17 protein-coding genes are annotated in these 23,099 nt (G+C 70.2%); 12 read left to right on the forward strand and 5 right to left on the reverse strand.

The genetic code is table 11. The annotated features are described in order from the left end of the window. The first annotated feature begins 161 nt into the window (after nucleotides 1-161). Together B072_RS0137075 and B072_RS0137080 are read left to right on the forward strand one after the other, a co-directional pair. Nucleotides 162-1,073, forward strand: a complete 912-nt coding sequence (locus tag B072_RS0137075; protein WP_018535045.1) for a RecB family exonuclease — start codon at nucleotides 162-164, stop codon at nucleotides 1,071-1,073. A 38-nt stretch (nucleotides 1,074-1,111) separates the two neighbouring features. After that, entirely contained in the window at nucleotides 1,112-1,783 is a 672-nt protein-coding gene (locus B072_RS0137080; RefSeq protein WP_018535046.1) for a response regulator, read from the forward strand. 74 nt (nucleotides 1,784-1,857) lie between these two features. Here B072_RS0137080 and B072_RS0137085 read toward each other — a convergent pair whose 3' ends face one another. From B072_RS0137085 to metH, 4 genes are all read right to left on the reverse strand, one after another. Beyond that, nucleotides 1,858-3,432: an ABC transporter substrate-binding protein gene (locus tag B072_RS0137085; RefSeq protein WP_026246691.1), complete on the reverse strand. Its 1,575-nt coding sequence runs from the start codon at nucleotides 3,430-3,432 to the stop codon at nucleotides 1,858-1,860. A 50-nt stretch (nucleotides 3,433-3,482) separates the two neighbouring features. Beyond that, a complete protein-coding gene (locus tag B072_RS0137090; RefSeq protein WP_018535048.1) occupies nucleotides 3,483-5,087 on the reverse strand; it encodes an ABC transporter substrate-binding protein in 1,605 nt (534 codons plus the stop codon). Nucleotides 5,088-5,452: 365 nt separating this feature from the next. Beyond that, entirely contained in the window at nucleotides 5,453-6,148 is a 696-nt protein-coding gene (locus B072_RS0137095) for an HAD family hydrolase (RefSeq protein ID WP_018535049.1), read from the reverse strand. 159 nt (nucleotides 6,149-6,307) lie between these two features. Further along, nucleotides 6,308-9,817 carry a methionine synthase gene (gene metH, locus B072_RS0137100; RefSeq protein WP_018535050.1) on the reverse strand — a complete coding sequence of 1,170 codons (3,510 nt, stop codon included), beginning with the start codon at nucleotides 9,815-9,817 and terminating at the stop codon, nucleotides 6,308-6,310. A 296-nt stretch (nucleotides 9,818-10,113) separates the two neighbouring features. Between metH and B072_RS0137105 the strand changes: the two genes are divergently transcribed. The 6 genes from B072_RS0137105 (at nucleotide 10,114) to B072_RS0137130 (ending at nucleotide 17,420) form a co-directional block, all read left to right on the forward strand. Continuing rightward, nucleotides 10,114-10,887, forward strand: a complete 774-nt coding sequence (locus B072_RS0137105; RefSeq protein WP_018535051.1) for an IclR family transcriptional regulator — start codon at nucleotides 10,114-10,116, stop codon at nucleotides 10,885-10,887. Between the two features lie 404 nt (nucleotides 10,888-11,291). Further along, nucleotides 11,292-12,092 carry an MIP/aquaporin family protein gene (locus B072_RS0137110; RefSeq protein WP_018535052.1) on the forward strand — a complete coding sequence of 267 codons (801 nt, stop codon included), beginning with the start codon at nucleotides 11,292-11,294 and terminating at the stop codon, nucleotides 12,090-12,092. 54 nt (nucleotides 12,093-12,146) lie between these two features. Next, nucleotides 12,147-13,685 carry a glycerol kinase GlpK gene (glpK, locus tag B072_RS0137115; protein ID WP_018535053.1) on the forward strand — a complete coding sequence of 513 codons (1,539 nt, stop codon included), beginning with the start codon at nucleotides 12,147-12,149 and terminating at the stop codon, nucleotides 13,683-13,685. A 9-nt stretch (nucleotides 13,686-13,694) separates the two neighbouring features. Continuing rightward, on the forward strand, nucleotides 13,695-15,311 hold the full coding sequence (locus B072_RS0137120; RefSeq protein WP_018535054.1) for a glycerol-3-phosphate dehydrogenase/oxidase: 1,617 nt from the start codon (nucleotides 13,695-13,697) through the stop codon (nucleotides 15,309-15,311). 121 nt (nucleotides 15,312-15,432) lie between these two features. After that, complete coding sequence (locus tag B072_RS0137125; protein ID WP_018535055.1) at nucleotides 15,433-16,365, forward strand: LLM class flavin-dependent oxidoreductase; 933 nt, start codon at nucleotides 15,433-15,435, stop codon at nucleotides 16,363-16,365. Next, nucleotides 16,362-17,420, forward strand: a complete 1,059-nt coding sequence (locus B072_RS0137130; RefSeq protein WP_018535056.1) for an LLM class flavin-dependent oxidoreductase — start codon at nucleotides 16,362-16,364, stop codon at nucleotides 17,418-17,420. The genes B072_RS0137125 and B072_RS0137130 overlap by 4 nt, the downstream gene beginning before the upstream one ends. A 28-nt stretch (nucleotides 17,421-17,448) precedes the next feature. Here the strand turns inward: B072_RS0137130 and B072_RS0137135 are convergent, their stop codons facing one another. Continuing rightward, complete coding sequence (locus tag B072_RS0137135) at nucleotides 17,449-18,846, reverse strand: MFS transporter (RefSeq protein ID WP_018535057.1); 1,398 nt, start codon at nucleotides 18,844-18,846, stop codon at nucleotides 17,449-17,451. A gap of 239 nt (nucleotides 18,847-19,085) precedes the next feature. Between B072_RS0137135 and B072_RS0137140 the strand changes: the two genes are divergently transcribed. From B072_RS0137140 to B072_RS0137155, 4 genes are read left to right on the forward strand one after another with little or no spacing between them, the layout of a single operon-like run. Then, on the forward strand, nucleotides 19,086-20,573 hold the full coding sequence (locus B072_RS0137140) for an aldehyde dehydrogenase family protein (protein WP_018535058.1): 1,488 nt from the start codon (nucleotides 19,086-19,088) through the stop codon (nucleotides 20,571-20,573). Nucleotides 20,574-20,595: 22 nt separating this feature from the next. Beyond that, the gene (locus B072_RS0137145; RefSeq protein WP_026246692.1) at nucleotides 20,596-21,501 is read left to right on the forward strand and encodes a VOC family protein; all 906 of its coding nucleotides are present in this window, start codon (nucleotides 20,596-20,598) and stop codon (nucleotides 21,499-21,501) included. After that, entirely contained in the window at nucleotides 21,498-22,292 is a 795-nt protein-coding gene (locus tag B072_RS0137150; RefSeq protein ID WP_018535060.1) for an aspartate dehydrogenase domain-containing protein, read from the forward strand. Before B072_RS0137145 ends, B072_RS0137150 begins: the two co-directional genes overlap by 4 nt. After that, nucleotides 22,289-23,095: an alpha/beta fold hydrolase gene (locus tag B072_RS0137155; RefSeq protein ID WP_018535061.1), complete on the forward strand. Its 807-nt coding sequence runs from the start codon at nucleotides 22,289-22,291 to the stop codon at nucleotides 23,093-23,095. Before B072_RS0137150 ends, B072_RS0137155 begins: the two co-directional genes overlap by 4 nt. The last annotated feature ends 4 nt before the right edge of the window (nucleotides 23,096-23,099 follow it).

Below are 23,099 nucleotides of genomic sequence, written 5' to 3' on the forward strand. Positions count from 1 at the left end.
TCGTTCGAAGCGTCTCCCGCCACGGGGCGGGACGTTCTGGCGTCGATGGTATGCGGACAGTGTCCGGCGGCCCCGGTCGACTCCCCCGGGCCACGCTACGCAAGACGCGGTGGGACGCGCAGGTGCCTGACTGTCAGTGGCGGGCCGTAACGTGGTGAGGCATGGAGACCAGTACCGGGACGGGCACCGAGAACAGCCCTGTGAAGCCTGCCGCGCGGCCGGCGTCGCTGTCGCCGTCGCGCGCGAGCGATTTCATGCAGTGCCCGTTGCTGTACCGGTTCCGGGTCATCGACAAGCTGCCGGAGAAGCCGAGCGAGGCGGCGACGAGAGGCACCCTGGTCCACGCCGTGCTCGAGCGGCTCTTCGACGCGCCGGCCGGGGAGCGGACCGCGCCGCGCGCCAAGTCGCTGATCCCCGGGCAGTGGGACCGGCTGCGGGAGGTCAGGCCCGAGCTGGGGGAGCTGTTCGCGGACGACGCCGAGGGCGAGCGGATGACCCGCTGGCTCGGTGAGGCGGAGCGCCTGGTCGAGCGGTGGTTCACGCTGGAGGATCCGACGCGGCTCGAGCCGGCCGAGCGGGAGCTGTTCGTCGAGGCCGAGCTGGAGTCGGGGCTGAAGCTGCGCGGGATCATCGACCGGGTCGACGTCGCGCCGACCGGTGACGTGCGCATCGTGGACTACAAGACGGGCAAGGCGCCGCGCCCCGAGTACGCCGAGGGCGCGCTGTTCCAGATGAAGTTCTACGCGCTGGTGGTGTGGCGGCTGAAGGGGGTCGTGCCGCGCCGGCTGCAGCTCGTGTATCTCGGGAGCGGGGACGTCATCACGTACGACCCGGTGATCTCCGACCTGGAGCGGGTGGAGCGCAAGCTGCACGCGCTGTGGGACGCGATCCAGCTCGCCACGGAGAGCGGGGAGTGGCGGCCGCGGCCGACGAAGCTGTGCGGCTGGTGCGACCACCAGGCGGTCTGCCCGGAATTCGGGGGTACTCCCCCGCCCTATCCGCTGGAGATCAAGGCGGTGGTGCCGGCCCCGGCGGAGGAGTCGGACAGGGCGGCCGAGTCGGGTACCGCGTAGCAGGGCAGAATGGGGCCGGACTACCGAAGGAGTTGTTCGTGGCGATCCGTGTCCTACTGGTCGACGACCAGCCGCTGCTGCGTACGGGCTTCCGCATGATTCTGGAGGCCGAGCAGGACATCGCGGTCGTCGGTGAGGCCGGCGACGGCCTCCAGGCTCTCGATCAGGTCCGCGCCCTGCAGCCCGATGTGGTGCTGATGGACATCCGGATGCCGCGGATGGACGGGGTCGAGGCGACCCGGCAGATCACCGGCCCCGGGCGGGACGGCCCGGCGAAGGTGCTGGTCCTGACGACCTTCGATCTGGACGAGTACGTCGTCGAGGCGCTGCGGGCCGGCGCCAGCGGCTTCCTCCTCAAGGACGCCCCGGCCAATGAGCTGGTGCAGGCGATCCGGGTGGTCGCCGCGGGCGAGGCGATGCTGGCGCCGAGCATCACGCGCCGGCTGCTCGACAAGTACGCGGACCATCTGCCGTCGGGCGACGAGCCGGTGCCGGACACGCTGCACACCCTCACCGAGCGCGAGGTGGAGGTGCTGAAGCTGGTGGCGCGCGGGTTGTCGAACGCGGAGATCGCCGCCGACCTGTTCGTCAGCGAGACGACCGTGAAGACCCATGTCGGCCATGTCCTGACGAAGTTGGGGCTGCGCGACCGGGTGCAGGCGGCCGTGTACGCGTACGAGAGCGGGCTGGTCCGCCCGGGCGCGCAGTAGGCCCGTGGTTCGAGCATGAAGGCGGCGGCCACCGATCGGTGGCCGCCGCCTTCATGTGCGTACGGAGAGAGGGGTCAGCCCTTGCTGATCTCCCAGAAGCGGAACACGGTCGACGCGTCCAGGCAGTTCTCCAGGCCGTAGACGCCGTCGCGGACGAGAGCGTACTGCTTGGCCTGCCAGAGCGGCAGGATCGGCAGTTGCTCGGCGACGATGTTCTGCAGCTGCTCGTACGGGCCGGTGGTGGTGCCCCGGTCGGACAGTGCGGCCGTCTCCGGGACGATCGTGTCGGTGATCGTGTTGTTGGTGTAGTTGTTGGCGAGGACGTTGTCCTTGCCGAAGAACGGCTGGGTGAAGTTGTCCGGGTCCGGGTAGTCGGGCACCCAGCCCTTGACGTAGACGCCGTACTTGCCGGACTTGATGTCCCGCTCGTACTGGGAGAACTCGACGGACTTGACGTCGGCGTCGAACAGGCCGCTCGCGTTCAGCTGTTTGGCAATGGCCTTGAACTCGGCGTCGGTGGCCGGTCCGTAGCGCGAGGGCGTGGACCAGAGCGTGAGCTTGACCTTGCCGGTGATGCCGGCGGCGCGCAGCGCGGCCGCGGCCCTGGCCTTGTCCGGGTGGTCGCCGTACGTGTCGAAGAACGCGGTGTTGTGGCCGGTGATGCCCGCCGGGATGATCGAGTAGAGCGCGCTCGTCGTGTTGTCGTAGACGTCGTTGATGAGGGCGTCGCGGTCGACGAGGTAGGCCATCGCCTTGCGCACGCCGAGCTTGCCGACGACCGGGTCCTTCACGTTGAAGACCAGGTGCTGGACCTCGGCGCTGGTGCCCTGGATGACGTCGATGTCCTTGTTGTTGGACGCCTCGATGTCGGAGATGTCCTTGGCGGCGAGACCGCGGTAGGCGACGTCGACGTCACCGGCGAGCAGGGACTTCTTCAGGCCCGTCTGGTCGCCGTGGAAGAACTTCATGGTCACGCCGGAATTCTTGACCTCGGCGTTGCCCTCGTACTTGGTGTTGACCGAGAAGACCGCTTCCTTCTTGCCGTACGAGTCGAGCTTGTACGGGCCCGAGCCGACGGCCTTGCCGTCGGTGCGGAGCTTGTCGGCGGGGTACTCGGTGCGGTCGACGATCGAGCCGGCGCCGGAGGCGATCTTGCTCGGGAAGGTCGCGTCGGCGTACTTCAGCTTGAAGACGACGGTCTTCTCGTTCGGCGCCTGCACCTTGTCCAGCATCGGGAACATGATCGCGGGACCGGCGCCGTCATTGATCTTCATCATGCGGTCGAAGGAGTACTTGACGTCCTTCGAGGTGAGCGCGTCGCCGTTGCTGAACTCGAGGCCGTCGCGCAGCGTGCACGTGTAGACCGTGGTGCCGTCGTTGAACTGGCACTCCTTGGCGGCTTCCGGCTCCGGCTCGGTGGATCCGTTGGGGAAGCTGAGCAGGGACTGGAAGACGTTGTTGAACAGCAGCCATGAGCCCGGGTCGTATCCCGAGGCCGGGTCGGTCGCCTGGACGTCGTCGGACATGCCCATGACCACGGCGTCGCCGGTTCCGGCGGTCGAGCCGTCGTCCGAGCCGCAGCCGGTCAGCAGGGCCGCGGCGAGTCCGACGCCGAGGGGCGGGACGAGCCACTGGTTGCGCATTCTCACGTACATGCCTTGTCGTCGGTCGTGCGTGGGTCCGGTCGGTGCGGGAGGGATCAGCCGCTGACGCCTCGGCCCAGCTCCCACATCTGGAGCTCGGAGGTGGCGGAAAGGGCCCACTCGACACCGGTGATGTCGTCGCGCGCGGCGACGTACTGCTTGGTCTGGGTGAGCGGCAGCATGGGGACGTCATCGGCGACGATGTCCTGGATCTGTCCCAGGGACTTGGACGCGGACATCCGGTCGGCCTCGCGCCGGGAGGCGGGGATGAGCTCGCGCCTGATGGTGTTGTTGGCGTAGGTCGACTTGAGGAAGTTGTCCTTGTCGAGGAACGGCGCCAGGAAGTTGTCGGCGTCGGGGAAGTCCGCGACCCAGCCCATGCCGTAGACCTGGTACTTGCCCTTGAGCTGGGCGGCCCGGTACGTGGTCCAGGACTTCGTCTCGTGGACCTCCGTGGAGAACAGCCCGCTCCCGTCGAGCTGCTGCTTCAACAGCTCGAACTCCTTCTTCATGACCGGGCCGTAGTGGTCCTGGGTGTAGTGCAGCGAGAGCTTGACGGGAGTCGAGACGCCCGCGCGGCGCAGGATCGCGGCCGCCTTGTCCCGGTCCGGATCGTTGTACTTGTTGAAGAAGGAGTTGGCGTGCCCCACGACACCGGCGGGGACGAGCGAGTACAGCGCCTCGGAGGTGGACTTGTAGGCCTCGGCGGCTATCTGGCCGCGGTCGACGACCTGCGCCACGGCCTGGCGGACGGCCTTGTTGCCCACGTCGCCGTCGTCGAGCGCGAACCCGAGGAAGTTCGTCTCCAGACCCTGCGTCTCGACGAAGTTGATGCCCTCGGGCTCCTTGGCCGAGTACTTCGCGATCTGGTCGGGCGACAGCGTGCGGCTCATCACATCGATGTCGCCCTTCTCCAGCGCCGTCTCCATGGCTTCGGCGCTGGCCATCGGACGCAGCTCGACCTTGTCGCTCTTGGCCGTCAACGTGCCCTTGTAGCGAGGGTTCTTGGTGAAGGTCGCCTTGACGACCTTGTCGTTCTTCACCTCGGTCTGCAGCGTGTACACGCCCGACCCGTCCATGTCGAAGCCCTTGCGGAGCTTGTTCTTGGCGTAGTCGTCGGGGTTGACGATGGCGGCGGCCGGAGTGGCCAGCTTGTACGGGAAGGTCGCGTCCGGCGTGTTGAGGTGGAACACGACCTGGCGCTTGCCGACCACCTCGACCGTGTCGACGGTGGAGAGCAGACCCGCGATACCGCTGTCGCTGTCGATGCCGCGCACCCGGTCGATCGAGTACTTCACATCGGCGGCCGTCACGGGGGTGCCGTCCGAGAACTCCAGCCCCTTGCGCAGCGTGCACACATAGCGCTCGCTGCCGGTGTCGCTGAACACGCAGCTCTGTGCCGCCTCCGGCTCGGGCTCGCCGCCGCCCTTGGGCACCGCCACCAGCGTCTGGAAGGTCTGCCGCAGCACGTTCCACACGCCCGCGTCATAGGAGTAGGCCGGGTCGAACGGGGCCGGAGAGTCACTGGTGAGCTCGAACTGGTCGGTCGTGCCCACCACGATGGCATCGCCACCACTACCGCTGTCCGATCCTCCGCACGCGGCCAGCGCAGGAGCGAGCAGGCCGATGACGGCCGACAGCACCAGAGTCTTGCGGTTCATGCTCGACGTTCTCCAGAGCTTGACCCACTCGTGCCCAGCGCGGAGTCGGCGACAGGAACACAAGGGGTGGGGCGATGTTCTCGCGACGAGATTAATGGGCCTGCGCCCAGGGCTCGAAGGCACCGGAAACGAGCGCTCATCACGCTGCGGAACCGGGCGTGGACGCACCGAAAACACCTCAGGAGGAAGGTACGGCGCAGGGAGTCACCAATCGGGACACATGGTTACGCCCGAGAGGACGGAAAGCGGGCATCCAGCACGCCGGAGCGGACCTGTCGACCCCCGGTCGAGTGGGAAACGTCACACAATCAACTGGGTTGGGAGGTATGGCGATTCGGCCACGCCCCGGCGCCGCACCGCACCTGTCAGAGCGTCATGAGGCCATGCAGGAAAGGCAGGTTGACGTGTTCGAGGGACGTGACGACCGTGCGCCGACGGGCGGGCTCGATGGGCGCGACGGACGGTACGGCGACGACCTGGCAGCCCGCTGCCTCGGCCGCGGCGACCCCGGTGGCGGTGTCCTCGATGACGGCGCAGCGCCCCGGTTCGGCGCCCAGTCCCGCGGCGGCGATCAGGTACGGGTCGGGGTGCGGCTTGGTCCGGGCGACCTCGTCGCCGGCGACGGTGAGGTGGAAGTTGGCCGGACCGAGCGAGTGCAGGACGCGGTCGATGATGCGCCGGTGCGAGGCGGAGACGAGCGCGGTCGGCACCTTGTGCGCGGCGAGCTCGGCGAGGAGTCTCGCGGCGCCCGGCATCAGCGGCAGGGACCGGCTGATGCGCTGCTCGAAGCCGTCGTTCAGCAGTCCCGTCAGCTCCGGCAGGGTGATGTCGGCGCCGGTGGCCTCGATGAGGAAGCCGGCGCTGCGGCTCATGGGGCCGCCGACGACGACCGTCTGCCACGCCTTGTCGAGGGTGTGGCCGAGTGCCGCGAAGACGGCCACCTCGGCGTCCCACCAGAACCCTTCGGTGTCGACGAGGGTTCCGTCCATGTCGAGGAGCACGGCCTGAAGGGTGGAGCCGTCGGCCGTTCGAGTGCCGAGTGCGGGGACCGTTGACGTCATCCGTGCACACCTCCATGAGGGACGAAGAGGCCGGTCCCCCTCCCTGTTCGGAAGAGGACCGGCCTGCGCTGGACCGACCAGTGTACGACTGGTTCCGATTACCGCGCGTTGCTGTTTCTCCCGGGGGACGCCCCCCGGACCCCCAGCCGCTTCAGCGCGCTACCGCGCGTTGAAGTACTTCGCCTCGGGGTGATGGATGACGATCGCGTCGGTGGACTGCTCGGGGTGGAGCTGGAACTCCTCGCTGAGGTGGACGCCGATCCGCTCCGGCTGCAGCAGGTCCGCGATCTTCGCGCGGTCCTCCAGGTTCGGGCAGGCGCCGTAGCCGAGCGAGAACCGGGCGCCGCGGTACTTCAGCGCGAACATGTCCTCCATCGCGGACGGGTCCTCGCCGGAGAAGCCCAGCTCGGAGCGGACCCGGGCGTGCCAGTACTCGGCGAGCGCCTCGGCCAACTGGACCGACAGGCCGTGCAGTTCGAGGTAGTCGCGGTAGGAGTCGGAGGCGAACAGCTCGGCGGTGGCCTCGCCGATCTTCGAGCCGACGGTGACGACCTGCAGCCCCACGACGTCCGTCTCCCCGGACTCCTCCGGGCGGAAGAAGTCGGCGAGGCACAGGCGGCGGCCGCGGCGCTGGCGCGGGAAGGTGAAGCGGGTCCGCTCGTTGCCCGCGTCGTCGAGGATGATCAGGTCGTCGCCCTTGGACACGCACGGGAAGTAGCCGTGCACCACGGCCGCTTCCAGCATGTTCTTGGTGTGCAGCTCGTCGAGCCAGCCGCGCAGCCGCGGGCGGCCCTCGGTCTCCACCAGCTCCTCGTACGTCGGCCCGTCGCCGGTACGCGCCTGCTTCAGGCCCCACTGGCCCTTGAACAGGGCGCCCTCGTCCAGCCAGGACGCGTACTCCTTGAGCTGGATGCCCTTGATCACGCGGGTGCCCCAGAAGGGAGGCTCGGGGACGGGGTTGTCGACGGAGATGTCCGAGCGCACCGGGCCCTCGTCGGGCTGCTCCTCGACCGTCACGTTGCCCGCCTTGACGCGGCGCTGCTTCAGCTCGGGCAGGGTGGCGCCGGGGACGCCGCGCTTGACCGCGATCAGGGCGTCCATGAGGCGCAGGCCCTCGAACGCGTCGCGGGCGTAACGGACTTCGCCCTCGTAGATCTCGTGCAGGTCCTGCTCGACGTAGGCGCGGGTGAGGGCGGCGCCGCCCAGGATCACCGGGTAGTCGGCCGCCAGCTTGCGCTGGTTGAGCTCCTCCAGGTTCTCCTTCATGATCACGGTCGACTTCACCAGGAGACCGGACATGCCGATCACGTCGGCCCGGTGTTCCTCGGCCGCCTCCAGGATCGCGGAGACCGGCTGCTTGATGCCCAGGTTGACGACGTTGTAGCCGTTGTTGGACAGGATGATGTCGACGAGGTTCTTGCCGATGTCGTGGACGTCGCCGCGCACGGTGGCCAGCACGATGGTGCCCTTGCCCTCCGTGTCCGACTTCTCCATGTGCGGCTCCAGGTAGGCCACCGCGTTCTTCATCACCTCGGCCGACTGCAGCACGAACGGCAGCTGCATCTGGCCGGAACCGAACAGCTCGCCGACCACCTTCATGCCGTCCAGGAGGATGTCGTTGACGATCTCCAGCGCCGGGCGGGACTCCAGGGCGGCGGCGAGGTCGGCCTCCAGGCCGTTCTTCTCGCCGTCGATGATGCGGCGCTTGAGGCGCTCCTCCAGCGGCAGGGCCGCCAGCTCCTCGGCCTTGCCGGCCTTCAGCGACTTCGCGGTGGCGCCCTCGAAGAGCTCCATCAGCTTCTGCAGTGGGTCGTAGCCCTCGCTGCGGCGGTCGTAGACCAGGTCGAGGGCGGTCTTGACCTGCTCCTCGTCGAAGCGGGCGATCGGCAGGATCTTGGAGGCGTGCACGATCGCCGAGTCCAGGCCCGCCTTCACGCACTCGTCGAGGAAGACGGAGTTGAGGACGATGCGCGCGGCCGGGTTCAGGCCGAAGGAGATGTTCGACAGGCCCAGCGTGGTCTGCACGTCCGGGTGGCGGCGCTTGAGCTCGCGGATCGCCTCGATGGTGGCGATGCCGTCGCCCCGGGACTCCTCCTGGCCCGTACAGATGGTGAACGTCAGGGTGTCGATGAGGATGTCCGACTCGCGGATGCCCCAGTTCCCGGTGAGGTCGTCGATCAGCCGCTCGGCGATCTCGACCTTCTTCTCGGGGGTGCGGGCCTGGCCCTCCTCGTCGATGGTCAGCGCGATCAGCGCGGCGCCGTGCTCCTGCGCCAGCGCGGTGACCTTCGCGAAGCGGGACTCCGGGCCGTCGCCGTCCTCGTAGTTGACGGAGTTGATGACCGCGCGGCCGCCCAGCTTCTCCAGACCGGCCCGGATCACCGGGACCTCGGTCGAGTCCAGGACGATGGGCAGCGTGGAGGCGGTGGCGAAGCGGCCGGCCAGTTCCTTCATGTCGGCGACGCCGTCGCGGCCCACGTAGTCGACGCACAGGTCGAGCATGTGGGCGCCCTCGCGGATCTGGTCGCGGGCCATCTCCACGCAGTCGTCCCAGCGGGCCTCCAGCATGGCCTCGCGGAACTTCTTCGAGCCGTTGGCGTTCGTGCGCTCGCCGATCGCCATGTACGCGGTGTCCTGGCGGAACGGCACGGTCTGGTAGAGCGAGGCGGCGCCGGGCTCGGGATGCGGGGCGCGCGCGGGCGGGGTCATCTCGCGGACCCGCTCGACGACCTGGCGCAGGTGCTCGGGCGTGGAGCCGCAGCAGCCGCCGACCAGCTGCAGGCCGTAGCTGTTGATGAAGTTCTCCTGCGCGTCCGCCATCTCCGGCGGGGTCAGCGGGAAGTGCGCGCCGTCCTTGCCCAGGATCGGCAGACCGGCGTTCGGCATGCACATCAGCGGCGTCGTGGAGTGCTGCGCGAGGTAGCGCAGGTGCTCGCTCATCTCGGCCGGGCCCGTCGAGCAGTTCAGGCCGATCAGGTCGATGCCCAGCGGCTCCAGGGCGGTCAGCGCCGCGCCGATCTCGGAGCCGAGCAGCATCACGCCGGTGGTCTCGAAGGCGAGGGAGCAGATCAGCGGGACCGAGACGCCGAGGGCGTCCATGGCGCGGCGGGCGCCGATCAGGCTGGACTTGGTCTGCAGCAGGTCCTGGCTGGTCTCCACGATCAGCGCGTCGGCGCCGCCGGCCAGGAGGCCCTCGGCGTTCTGCTGGTAGCCGTCGCGGATCGTGGCGTAGTCGATGTGGCCGAGCGAGGGCAGCTTGGTGCCGGGGCCGATCGAGCCGAGGACCCAGCGCTGCTGCCCGGTCTTCGCGGTGAACTCGTCGGCGACCTCGCGGGCGATGCGGGCGCCGGCCTCGGACAGCTCGACGATCCGGTCGCCGATCTCGTACTCGCTCGCGGCGGTGAAGTTCGAGCCGAACGTGTTGGTCTCCACGCAGTCCACACCGACGGAGTAGTACTCCTCGTGGACCGAGCGGACGATGTCGGGGCGGGTGACGTTGAGGATCTCGTTGCACCCCTCGAGATCCTGGAAGTCCTCGAGCGTGGGATCCTGCGCCTGCAACATGGTGCCCATCGCCCCGTCGGCCACCACCACGCGGGTGGCGAGGGCTTCCCTGAGGGCGTCCACACGGGCGCGGGAATCGGTGGCGGGCGTCGGCAACGAGGCCATGAAAGTGCTCCCTGAGGTGCGACGGCTGTCGGCTTTGCGGCTCCACTGCTGGAGGCGCACCCGGTCAGGGTAGCCGGGCCGAAGGTCCATCCGTCCAGGCGTCCACGGGCCGGAATGGCGTACGGGGTACGGGGGCGCACCGTGCGGAAGCGGGAGCTGACGGGAAACGGGCCGAAATATAGGCGCACGCCGCATTAGCGGGAGGTCGGCAACGACCGATACTGTTCAGCATTGTCGAACGTAGTAGCACGGCAGAACACGGCAGCGTGAGAGGACCCAGGGAGGAAGGGACTGCGATGGCACGCAACATCCAGTCGCTGGAACGGGCCGCGGCGATGCTCCGGCTCCTCGCGGGCGGCGAGCGGCGACTCGGTCTCTCGGACATCGCCTCGGCCCTCGGCCTTGCCAAGGGCACCGCGCACGGCATTCTGCGCACGTTGCAGGCCGAGGGCTTCGTGGAGCAGGACGCGGCGTCGGGGCGTTATCAGCTGGGCGCGGAGCTGCTGCGCCTGGGCAACAGCTATCTGGACGTCCACGAGCTGCGGGCCCGCGCGCTCGTCTGGACCGACGACCTGGCCCGCTCCAGCGGCGAGGCGGTGTATCTGGGCGTCCTGCACCAGCAGGGCGTGCTGATCGTGCACCACGTGTTCCGGCCCGACGACAGCCGGCAGGTGCTGGAGGTCGGGGCGATGCAGCCGCTGCACTCGACGGCGCTCGGCAAGGTCATCTCCGCGTACGATCCGGTCGCGCACAGCGAGATCGTGGACACGGAGCGCAAGGAGTTCACGGCCCGGACGGTGTGCGAGCTCGGGGAGTTCGAGTCCGTCCTCGATCTGACCCGGGCGCGCGGGTACGCCGCCGATGTCGAGGAGACCTGGGAGGGCGTGGCCTCGGTCGCGGCGCCCATCCACGACCGGCACCGGATGCCGGTGGGCGCGGTCGGCGTCACCGGTGCGGTGGAGCGGGTCTGCAAGCCCGGCGAGGAGGGCGCGCTGCGGCCCGAACTCATCGCGGCCGTAAGGGATTGCGCCCGCGCGGTCTCCCGGGATCTGGGCGCCAGCCGCTTCTGAGTCCGCCTCATCTTTTCCTCAAGCCCCGTTCCCGGACGGGGCTTTGACGTTTTCCCCCGGCGATTCCCGCGGCCTTCCCCCCGACGCCTCCCCACGTTTCAAGGTGCAGGGTGCACCGATCCGCGCGACGATCGATGAACGCCCGGTCCACATGCGGGCACCGATAAGCGGGAACGATCAATAACGATCGTGTTTTCGATAACAGGACCCTTGACGATTCAGTGAACGCGGGGCGAGACTCGCGTCCATCGGTCGGCATTGTCGAACACCTACCGGCAATACGCGTTAGAGTGTGGGCAGGCCAGGCCGAACCCGCCCCTCGCAACGGGGGCTCGGACCACCGGAAAGGGACCCGGGGGTTCGTACTCGGGTATTCCCCTGGACGAAGGACAAAGGAGTCGCGGGTGTCCAGCTCCGACATCTTCATCGGCGAGACCATAGGTACCGCCGTACTCATCCTGCTGGGCGGTGGCGTGTGCGCCGCCGTCACGCTGAAGCGCTCGAACGCGCTGAACGCCGGCTGGCTCGCGGTCACCTTCGGGTGGGGCTTCGCGGTACTGACCGGCGCCTACATGGTGGGCGGCGTCTCCGGCGCCCACCTGAACCCGGCGGTCACGATCGGCCTCGCCATCGAGGGCGGCACCAAGTGGAGCGACGTTCCGCTCTACCTGGTCTCTCAGCTGTTCGGCGCCATGATCGGTGCCGTACTCGTGTGGATCGCGTACTACGGGCACTTCCAGGCGCACCTCACCGACCGCGAGATCGTCGGCGGTCCGGGCGCGCAGGACACCGAGGCCCCGGCGGCGCAGCAGGCGAAGCGCCACCAGCCCGGCCCCGTGCTCGGCGTCTTCTCCACCGCGCCGGCGATCCGCAACGTCTGGCAGAACCTGGCCACGGAGATCATCGCGACGGTCGTACTGGTCCTCGCGATCCTCACCCAGGGCCTCAACGACGGCGGCAACGGCATCGGCGTCCTCGGCGCCCTCATCACGGCGCTCGTCGTGGTCAGCATCGGTCTCTCGCTCGGCGGCCCGACCGGATACGCGATCAACCCGGTCCGTGACCTCGGCCCGCGCATCGTGCACTCTCTGCTTCCGCTGCCCAACAAGGGCAGCTCCGACTGGAGCTATGCGTGGATCCCGGTCGTGGGGCCGCTGATCGGCGGCGCCATCGCGGGCGGCCTCTACAACATCGCCTTCAAGTAGGCCGGACCGAGACGCAGAGCAGCGCCCGAGAACTTTCAGGAGCAGGAGCACATCGTGACCGACGCACACACCGCAGGCCCCTTCATCGCGGCCATCGACCAGGGCACCACGTCCAGCCGCTGCATCGTCTTCGACAAGGACGGCCGGATCGTCTCGGTCGACCAGAAGGAGCACGAGCAGATCTTCCCGAAGCCGGGCTGGGTCGAGCACGACGCGAACGAGATCTGGACCAACGTCCAGGAGGTCGTCGCCGGAGCCATCACCAAGGCCGGCATCACGCGCGACGACATCAAGGCCATCGGCATCACCAACCAGCGCGAGACGACGCTCCTCTGGGACAAGAACACCGGTGAGCCCGTCCACAACGCCATCGTCTGGCAGGACACCCGCACCGACGCGCTCTGCAAGGAGCTCGGCCGCAACGTCGGGCAGGACCGCTTCCGCCGCGAGACCGGTCTGCCGCTCGCGTCGTACTTCGCCGGGCCCAAGGCCCGCTGGCTGCTCGACAACGTCGAGGGGCTGCGCGAGCGCGCCGAGGCCGGCGACATCCTCTTCGGCACCATGGACACCTGGGTCATCTGGAACCTGACGGGCGGTGTCGACGGCGGCAAGCACTACACCGACGTCACCAACGCCTCTCGCACCATGCTGATGAACCTGCACGAGCTGGAGTGGGACGACAAGATCTGCTCCTCCATCGGCGTGCCGATGTCGATGCTGCCCGAGATCCGCTCCTCCGCCGAGATCTACGGCGAGGTCACCGGCGGCAGCCTCGGCGACATCCTGGGCGGCGTCCCGGTCGCCTCGGCGCTCGGTGACCAGCAGGCGGCCCTGTTCGGCCAGACCTGCTTCTCCGAGGGCGAGGCCAAGTCCACGTACGGCACCGGCACTTTCATGCTGATCAACACCGGTGACAAGGCCATCAACTCCTACTCGGGCCTGCTGACCACGGTCGGCTACCGGATCGGCGACCAGAAGCCGGTCTACGCCCTGGAAGGATCCATCGCCGTCACCGGTTCGCTGGTGCAGTGGATGCGTGACCAGATGGGCCTGATCAAGTCGGCCGCCGAGATCGAGACGCTGGCCTCCAGCGTCGAGGACAACGGCGGCGCGTACTTCGTGCCCGCCTTCTCCGGTCTGTTCGCCCCGTACTGGCGCCCCGACGCCCGTGGCGTGATCACGGGCCTGACCCGCTACGTCACCAAGGCGCACATCGCGCGCGCCGTCCTGGAGGCGACCGCCTGGCAGACCCGCGAGATCAGCGACGCCATGACCAAGGACTCCGGCGTCGAGCTGACCGCCCTCAAGGTCGACGGCGGCATGACCTCCAACAACCTGCTGATGCAGACCCTCTCGGACTTCCTGGACGCCCCGGTGGTGCGCCCGATGGTGGCCGAGACGACCTGCCTCGGCGCCGCCTACGCCGCCGGTCTCGCCGTCGGCTTCTGGTCCAGCACCGACGAACTGCGTGCCAACTGGCGCCGGGCCGCCGAGTGGACCCCCCGCATGGACGCGGACACCCGCGCCCGTGAGTACAAGAACTGGCTCAAGGCCGTCGAGCGGTCGATGGGCTGGCTCGAAGACGAGGAGTAAGACCCCACCATGAGTACCCAGTCCACCCTGCAGACCGTGCCTGCCCTCGGAACGCACCCGGCCGCCGGCTCCAACCCGAGCCGCGCCGAGACCCGCGAGCAGCTTTCCAAGGCGACGTACGACCTCCTGGTCATCGGCGGCGGCATCCTGGGCATCTCCACGGCCTGGCACGCGGCGCAGTCCGGTCTCAGGGTGGCCCTGGTCGACGCCGGTGACTTCGCCGGCGCCACGTCCTCCGCGTCCTCGAAGCTGCTCCACGGGGGCTTGCGCTACCTGCAGACCGGCGCGGTGAAGCTGGTCGCGGAGAACCACTTCGAGCGGCGTGCGGTGTCCCGGAACGTGGCCCCGCACCTCGCCAACCCGCTCACCTTCTACCTGCCCGTGTACAAGGGCGGTCCGCACGGCGCGGCGAAGCTGGGCGCGGGCGTGTTCGCGTACAGCGCGCTGTCGGCGTTCGGCGACGGCGTCGGTCACCTGCTCTCCCCCGGCAAGGCGCAGCAGGACGTGCCCGAGCTGCGGACGGAGAACCTGAAGGCCGTCGCCGTGTACGGCGACGACCAGATGAACGACGCGCGCATGGCGCTGATGACCGTGCGTGCCGCGGTCGACGCCGGGGCCGTCGTGCTCAACCACGCCGAGGTCACCGGCCTGCGCTTCACCCGCGGCCGGGTCACGGGCGCGGAGCTCAAGGACCGCACGAGCGGTGACGAGTTCGGCGTGAGCGCGCGCCTCGTGCTCAACGCGACGGGTCCGTGGGTCGACCACCTGCGCAAGATGGAGGACCCGAACGCGGCCCCCTCCATCCGCCTCTCCAAGGGCGCGCACCTGGTCCTCAAGCGGACCTCCCCGTGGAAGGCCGCGCTGGCGACGCCGATCGACAAGTACCGCATCACCTTCGCCCTCCCGTGGGAGGACATGCTGCTGCTCGGCACGACCGACGAGGAGTTCGAGGGCGACCCGGCGGACGTCTCGGTCACCGAGAAGGACATCGACCAGATCCTGGACGAGGCCGCCTTCTCCGTACGCGACCAGCAGCTGAAGCGGGATCTGATCACGTACTCGTTCGCGGGGCTGCGGGTGCTGCCCGGTGGGCCCGGCGACACGTCGAAGGCCAAGCGGGAGACCGTGGTCACCGAGGGCGCCGGCGGCATGCTGTCCGTCGCGGGCGGCAAGTGGACGACGTTCCGGCACATCGGCCGTACGGTGATGAAGAAGCTGGAGTCGCTGCCCGGGCACCCGCTCGGTGACGACTTCGAGAAGATCAGCGACCTGCCGAAGCGGATGCCGCTGCCCGGTGTCGCCAACCCGCGGGCCGTCGCGCACCGCCTCCTGGTCGACAACCCGGCGCCCGGCCCGCGGATGGCCGCCGACACGGCCAAGCACCTGTCGACGCACTACGGTTCGCTGGCCTTCGACATCGCGCGCCTCGCGAACGAGAGCCCGGAGCTCGCCGAGCGTGTCCACCCGGACGCCCCGGAGATCTGGGCGCAGGTCGTGTACGCCCGTGACCACGAGTGGGCCGAGACGGCGGACGACGTGCTGCGCCGCCGTACGACGCTGACGATCCGCGGTCTCGCGACGGACGACGTGCGCGGCAAGGTGGAGGACCTGCTCGGCAAGAAGTAGCCCTGCGCGTCGGTGACTTGAGGGGCGGCTCCCACGGGGGGGAGCCGCCCCTCCGCCGTGTCCGGACGGGCTGCCATGCCGCGTACATACGCGCGCAATGTCCGGGAGTGAGGCTTGAGCCATGTCTGCCTCTCCGTTTCTCCTCGGCCTCGCGCTCGCCGGTGAACCCGGCGGCTCCCCCACCGATCCCGACGCGTTCGTCCGTCTCGTACGTCGTGCCGAGGCGGCCCGCGTCGACTTCGTGACCGTCGAGGACGGCCCGGGACGCCTCGACTCCACGCTCCTTCTGGGGCTCGCCGCCCGCGAGACGAGCAGGATCGGGCTCGTCCCGCTCGGGCCCGTCCTCGGGCAGCCCGCCGGGTACGCCGCCCGGTTCGCGACGCTCGACCTGCTCAGCGGCGGGCGGGCCGGGGTGCGGCCGCGGATCGCCGCGGACGACGTGGACCACGAGCGGATCGTGCGGGCCATCGGCACGCCGGAGGGCGACGCGCTGGTCGCCGAACTCTTCGACAGGGCGGCCGAGTTCATCGGGCGGGTCGAGGAGGAGTGGGACACGACCGGGACGTCGCCGCAGGGGCGGCCGCCGCTGATCTCGCTGGCGCACGACACCGTGCCGTACCGGTTCGCGGCCCGGCGCGCGGACGCGGTGCTCATCACGCCGTTCGACGTGCAGGGGGTGCGCAGGATCCGCGCCGAGGTGGACGCCCTCGCCGCCGAGGAGGGCCGGACGGTGAAGGTGCTCGCCGATCTCCATGTGCTGCTCGCGCCCACGGAGGCGGACGCGGCCGAACGGCGTTCCGCGCTGGGCGAGTTCGAGTCCGACGCCGCGCTGTTCACCGGCACGCCCGAAGGGCTGGCCGACCGTTTGGAGGAGTGGCACCGGGACGGCGGCGCCGACGGCTTCCGGATCCGGCCGATCGCGGTCCCCGACGACGTGTACGCGCTCGTCGACCGCGCCGTGCCGCTGCTCGTGCGGCGCGGACTGCTCCCGGAGGCGTACGGGACGAGCACGCTCCGCGGCCACCTCGGCCTGTCCCCGGAGGTGGCGGCGTGAAGTTCCAGGTCCTGTCCATCATCGGGCACGCACCGCACCCGCTGACCGGTGAACTGCCCACCGCCGCCGACCGGTTGGCGCAGGTCGTCGAGGTCGGCACGGCCGCGGAGCGGCTCGGCTACGACGCGTACGCGGTCGGCGAGCGGCACGCGGGCGCGTTCCTGTCGTCGAGCCCGACGGTGCTGCTCGGAGCGCTCGCGGCACGTACGACGCGGATCAAGCTGCTCACGGGCGTCACCGTCGTCGCGATCCTCGACCCGGTGCGGGTCGCCGAGGACTACGCGACGCTGGACCAACTCTCCCGCGGCCGGGTCGAGTTGGTGATCGGCAAGGGGGCCGAGGCGGGCCACTTCGACCTGTTCGGCCTCGACGAGGCGCGTCAGTGGGACCTGCAGAAGGAGAAGTACGAGCTGCTGCGGCGGCTGTGGACGGAGGAAGGGGTGGACTGGGAGGGCGAGTTCAGGCCCGCCCTGAAGGGGGTGACGACGGTGCCGCGCCCGTACGCGGGGCTCCCCCGGATCTGGCACGGCTCTGCGACCTCGCTCAACTCCCCCGAACTGGCGGCCAGGCACGGGGATCCGCTGTTCACGGCGAACGCGATCCAGCCCAGGGCCGCGTACGCGCAGCTCATCGACCACTACCGGGAGCGGTTCGAGGCGTACGGACACGATCCGGCGCGGGCGCACGTCGCGGCGGGTTCGGGCGGCCTGCTGATCGCGGACACGCACGAGCGGGCCGTCGCCCGCCACAAGGACCTGTACGAGGCGAAGGTCGCCCAGTCGTTCAAGCCGCATCTGGCGGGGAAGGCCGGCTACAACACCCCGTTCCGCACGATCGAGGACGCCATCGCCGACGGGCCGCAGCTCATCGGTTCACCGCAGCAGATCATCGACAAGATCCTCGGGTACCACGCGGTCTACCGGCACGACCTGCAATCGGTGACCGTGGACACGTTCGGGCAGAGCACGGGCGAGCAGATCGAGACGCTGCAGCGGTTCGCGGAGGAGATCGCGCCCGTCGTCCGCGCGGAGGCGCCCAGCTCCCTGTGGGAGTGAGCGCCTCTCGTGCGTAAGCCGGTCGGTGTCACGGCGAGACTTCCTCCAGGCGTCGTCCCGCCGTCTCCTCCGCGCCGAACCCGGCGACGACGGCGCCCACGAGGGCCACTGCGCCGAGCACCACGAAGACGGTGCCGATGCTGCCGCCCGCGTACACCGCGCCGACGACGATCGGGCCGAGGATGACGCCGAGCCGGTTGAGCGCGCCGCCGACGCTGCTGCCGAGGGCGCGCATCCGGGTCGGGAAGAGTTCGGGCGTGTACAGGTACAGGCAGATGTTGGAGCCGAAGAAGAAGACGGCGGCCAGCGACGTCCAGATCAGGACCTGGACGGGCGTGTGCGCACCGAGCCACGCGAGGACCAGGAGTACGGCCGCGGCCCCGCCCAGGCAGCCGGTGATGACCTTCCTGCGGCCGGCCCGGTCCACGGTGAGCGCCGCGACGAGGCAGCCGAGCAGGCCCGCGCAGGACGTGACGGTCGAGTACAGCAGGGCGTCCGAGAGGGACAGGTCGTAGCGGTTCTGGTAGATCGTCGGGAGCCAGGACGTGATGCCGTAGTTGACGAAGTAGCCGGTGAACCAGAGGGCGCCGATGACGAGCGTGCGCCGCCGGTAGCGGCCGGTGAACAGTCCGCGCACGCCCGAGGCGCCCGCGCCGGGCGGGGTGACCGGGAGCGCCTCGCCGACCGGGGGCAGGGGCTTGCCGGTGGCGCGCTCGACCTCGTTCTCGATCCGGGTCATGGTGGCGGCGGCGTCCTCGGTCCGCCCGTGGTCGGCGAGCCAGCGCGGCGACTCGGGCACCTTCTTCTGTACGAGGACGCAGAGCAGCCCGGGCACCGCGGCGATCGCGTACATCCACCGCCAGCCGAGGAGCGGCACGACCCAGGCGGCGATGAGCGCGCCGACCGTGAGGCCGGCCGGGAAGACCAGTTCGTAGAGGAGCACGAAGCGGCCGCGTCGATGGCTGCGGGTGATCTCGGCGATGAAGGTGGCGGCGACGGGGACCTCGCCGCCGATCGCCAGGCCCTGCACGAAGCGCAGGCCCATGAACATCTCCTGGGACGGGGCCGCGGCGAGGGCCAGGTTCGCGACGCTGGAGACCGCGACGCACAGGGCGATGACCTTGACGCGGCCGATGCGGTCGGCGAGCCGTCCGGACAGCAGGGCGCCGATCAGCATGCCGACGGAGCCGACGGTGAGCAGCAGCGTCGCCGCGGCGGTGGACAGCTGCCACTCGGCGCGCAGTTCGGGCATCGCGTAGGCGATCAGAAGCTGGTCGAACGCCTCGAAGAAGGTCACCGCGCCCACGATGAGCCGGACGGTGACGTGCCAGCGGCTCAGCGGGAGGCGCTCGAAGCGGGCGGCGATCGAGGCCCGGACGGCATGGTCCTGCGGCGCGGGCGGCTTGTCTGGGGCGTTGAGCGTCATACGGGGACTCCGCGGCGAAGAGGGGATGGCGGGAGCGAGACGGGAACGAGACAGGTAAGCGCAAAGTTTCTAAGGGCTTAACTTATATCTCCCGTGCGGTAGAGCCACGTCAAGAGCCTCCGCAGGGAAATCACCGACCGCTCGCAAGATTTCGGGTCTTGCGCGCCAGATATTTAAGCCCTTAGATTTCTAGCGCTGAGGCAAACGATCGGCACGAACCACTGAGCGAGGAGACCCGTATGCCACCGACGCCACCGGACGAGGCGCTGATCGCGGGCGAGTGGCGGCGCGGCGCGGGCGCTCCGTCCGTGACGGTCGACCCCGCCACCGGGCAGCCCCTCGCCACCGTGCACGCGGTCACCGTCGAGGAGGTCGCCGAGGCGGCCGAGGCGGCGGCCCGGGCGGCGGCGGACCCGCGCTGGCGCGATCTGCTCCCCCATCAGCGGGCCCAACTCCTGCACCGCATAGCTCAGTTGATCGACTCCTCGGCCGAGGAACTGGCCGCCCTGCAGACCGCCGACACCGGCAAGGCGCTCACCGAGACGCGGGCCCTGGTGGCGAGCGCGGCCGGCACCTTCCGGTACACGGCCGCCGCCCTGGAGACGGCCGAGGAGGCGATCACCCCGGCGCGCGGCGCGTATCTGACGATGAGCGTGTACGAGCCGATCGGTGTGGTCGGCGCGATCAACCCGTGGAACTCGCCGGTCGCCAGCGACGCACAGAAGCTCGCCCCGGCCCTGGCGGGCGGCAACGCGGTACTGCTCAAGCCCGCCGAGTGGACGCCGCTGGTCTCGCTCGCGCTCGGCCGCCTCGTGACCGACGCGCTCACCGAACTCGGCCTTCCGACCGCGCTGTTGGCGGTGCTGCCGGGGCGCGGCAGCGTGGTCGGTGACGCCATCGTGCGCGATCCGCGGGTCGGCAAGGTGACGTTCACGGGCGGTACGTCGACCGGGCGCGCCCTCGCGCACGCCGCCGCCGAGAAGCTGATGCCCGTCTCGCTGGAGCTGGGCGGCAAGTCGCCGACGATCGTGCGCGCGGACGCGGACGTCGAACAGGCCCTGGCCGGGGTGATGTTCGGGGTGTTCTCGTCCAGCGGGCAGTCCTGCATCGCCGGGTCGCGGCTGTTCGTGGCGCGGGAGCTGTACGACGACTTCGTCGATGAACTCGTCGAGCGGGTGCGGACGTTGCGGCTCGGTCCGGGCACGGACCCGGCCACGCAGGTGGCGCCGCTCGTCCACCACCGGCATCGGGACTCCGTCGCCGCGTACGTGGATCTCGCGCGGGCCGAGGGCGCGCGGGTGCGCTGCGGCGGGGCCGTGCCGGAGGGCGCCGAGTACGCCGACGGCGCGTACTACCTGCCGACCGTGCTCGACGGCCTGCCGAACACCGCGCGGGTCTGCCAGGAGGAGATCTTCGGCCCGGTCCTGGTGGCGCTGCCGTTCGACGACGAGGACGACCTGGTCGCCCGGGCGAACGCCTCCGAGTACGGCCTGGCCTGCGGGATCTGGACCCGTGACCACCGGGCCGCGTGGCGGATCGGGCGCCGGATCGAGGCGGGCACCGTGTGGATCAACACGTACAAGCAGTTCTCCATCTCCACCCCGTTCGGCGGCATGAAGGACAGCGGCCTGGGCCGCGAGAAGGGCCGCGACGGGATCCGCTCCTACCAGCGCCAGAAGTCCCTGTACTGGGGGACCTCCGAGACCCCGCTGCCCTGGGCCAACTGACCACGATCCCGGAGTACTTGAGATGCCCCACCCCCCGATAGCCCGGTTGCGCGCCCTGCGCTCCGTCGAGCTGCTCACGCCCTCCTTCGCGGAGGCCACCGACTTCTACGAGGACGCCTGGGGCCTGGAGGTCGTCGAGTCCGAGCACAGCGCGAGCTGGCTGCGCGGCACCGGCGACGAACACCACGCCCTGCAGCTGACCCGCTCCGAGCGCACCGGCCTCGGCCGGCTCGTGTTCGCCGTCGCCACCCCGGCGGAGATCGACGAGGCGGCGCGCAGGCTCGAAGCGCGCGGGATCGTCCCCGTCGCGGGTCCGGGACCGCTCGACCAGGTCGGCGGCGGCTACGGCCTGCGCTTCCACGACCACGAGGGCCGGCTCGTCGAGCTGTCCGCCGACACCTGGGCGGTCGCCCCGCGCGGCCGGGACGCCGCGATACCGGTCGGCGTCACCCACACCGTCCTCAACACCCCGGACATCGACGCGGCCGTCGCCTTCTACCGCGACGTCCTCGGTCTGCGGGTCTCCGACTGGTCCGAGCACCAGATGGCGTTCCTGCGCTGCAACGCCGACCACCACTGCGTCGCGTTCAACCAGGCCGAGTGGGTCTCCCTCAACCACGTGGCGTACGAGATGAGTTCGGTCGACCACTTCATGCGCGGCCTCGGGCGCCTGCGCCACCACGGGATCGTGCCGCAGTGGGGTCCCGGTCGGCACGGCCCCGGCAACAACACCTTCTCCTACTTCACCGATCCGACCGGCCTGGTCTGCGAGTACACGTCCGAGGTCGCGCAGGTCGTCGAGGACCGGTGGATCGCCAAGGTGTGGCGGCGGGTGCCGGAGCTGTCCGACCTGTGGGGCACGGCGGGTCCGCCGTCGAAGGAGATCCGCTGTCACATGGCCGGCCGACCGGAAGGGGAACAGAAGTGAGCACGTTGAGGATCGGGCTCGTCGGCTGGGGCGCCATCGGGCGCGTCGTCGGCACGGCCCTCGCCCGACAGGACGTCCAGGGAGCGGAGTTGACGTGCGTCGTCGACAACCGGCCGCTCGGCGAGGCGGCACCCGCGCCGCAGGTCACCTTCGAGGAGGCGATCGAGCGCTGCGATCTGATCGTGGAGGCCGCGGGCCAGGGAGTCGTACGGGAATGGGGTGAGCGCGTCCTCACCTCCGGCACCGATCTGCTCGTGGCGTCGACCGGGGCGCTGACCGACGACGAACTGGCCAAGCGCCTCCTCGCCGCGGGGCCCGGCCGGGTGTACTTCACCGGCGGCGCGGTCGGCGGGCTCGACCTGCTGCAGGCCGTGCGCGCCCTGGGCCCCCTGGACGAGGTGCGGCTCACCACCACCAAGCTGCCGTCCACCCTCGAACAGCCCTGGATGGACGCGGAGTTGCTCGACCGGATGCGTGCGGCGTCCGGGCCGGTGGAGGTGCTGAGCGGCACCGCCCGCGACGTGCCGGTGAAGTTCCCCAAGTCGACGAACGTCGCGGCGTCCGTCGCGCTGGCCGTCGGCGACCTGGACGCTGTGCGGGTCCGGGTCGTCGCGGACCCGGCGGCCACCCTCACCCGGCACGTCGTCGAGGCGTCGGGGCCGCACGGCGCGTACCGCTTCGAGGTCGCGCACCGGCCCGACCCTGGCAACCCGGCGACCAGCCAGGTCGTGCCGTACGCCGTGCTGCGCTCGCTGGCGGCGCTGGCCGGGCGGTCGGGGCAGATCCTGTGACCCCCGCCGGGACGGAACCCGCGGTCCATCTGGAAACCGCCGGAGACGCAGGGCCCCTGCTGCTCTGTCTGCACGGCATCGGGTCGTCGTCGGCCGCGTTCGCGCCGCAGCTCGCCGGGCTCCGCGACCACGTACGGGTCATCGCGTGGGACGCGCCCGGATACGCCAAGTCCGCTGATCCGGACGGACCGCTGGACCTCGACGGGTTCGCGGACGCGGCCGCCGACGTGATCCGCTCGCACGGGAGCTCGGCGCATGTGCTCGGCGTCTCCTGGGGCGGCGTGATCGCGGTGCGGCTCGCCACCCGGCACCCGGAGCTCGTCGACTCGCTGGTCCTCGCCGACTCCAGCGCGGGCTCCGGCACCGACGAGGCGAAGGCCGCGGGGATGCGGGCGCGCGCCGAGGAGCTGGCCGCGCTCGGGCCGCGGGCCTTCGCCGAGAAGCGCGGGCCGCGTCTGGTGTCGGACCGCGCACCCGCCGAGCTCGTCCGGCGGACGGTCGACACGATGGCCGACGCCGTCCGGCTGCCCGGCTACGGGTACGCCGCCGAGGCCATGGCCGGCGCCGACCTGCGCCCCGAACTGTCCGCCGTCGCCGCGCCCGCGCTCGTCGTGTGCGGCGACCGCGACACGGTCACCGGCGTCGAGGCCTCCCAGGTCCTCGCCGGGGGCCTGCACAGATCCGCCTACGTGATCGTCAAGGACGCCGGTCACCTGGCCAACCAGGAACAGCCCGAGAGGTTCAACGCCTGGGTCCTGTCCCATCTGCACATCACCACCAACTCCCGTACACGAAAGGGCTGATCAC

This window comes from Streptomyces sp. HmicA12, from assembly GCF_000373565.1.
In the GTDB taxonomy this organism is placed as follows: Bacteria; Actinomycetota; Actinomycetes; order Streptomycetales; family Streptomycetaceae; genus Streptomyces.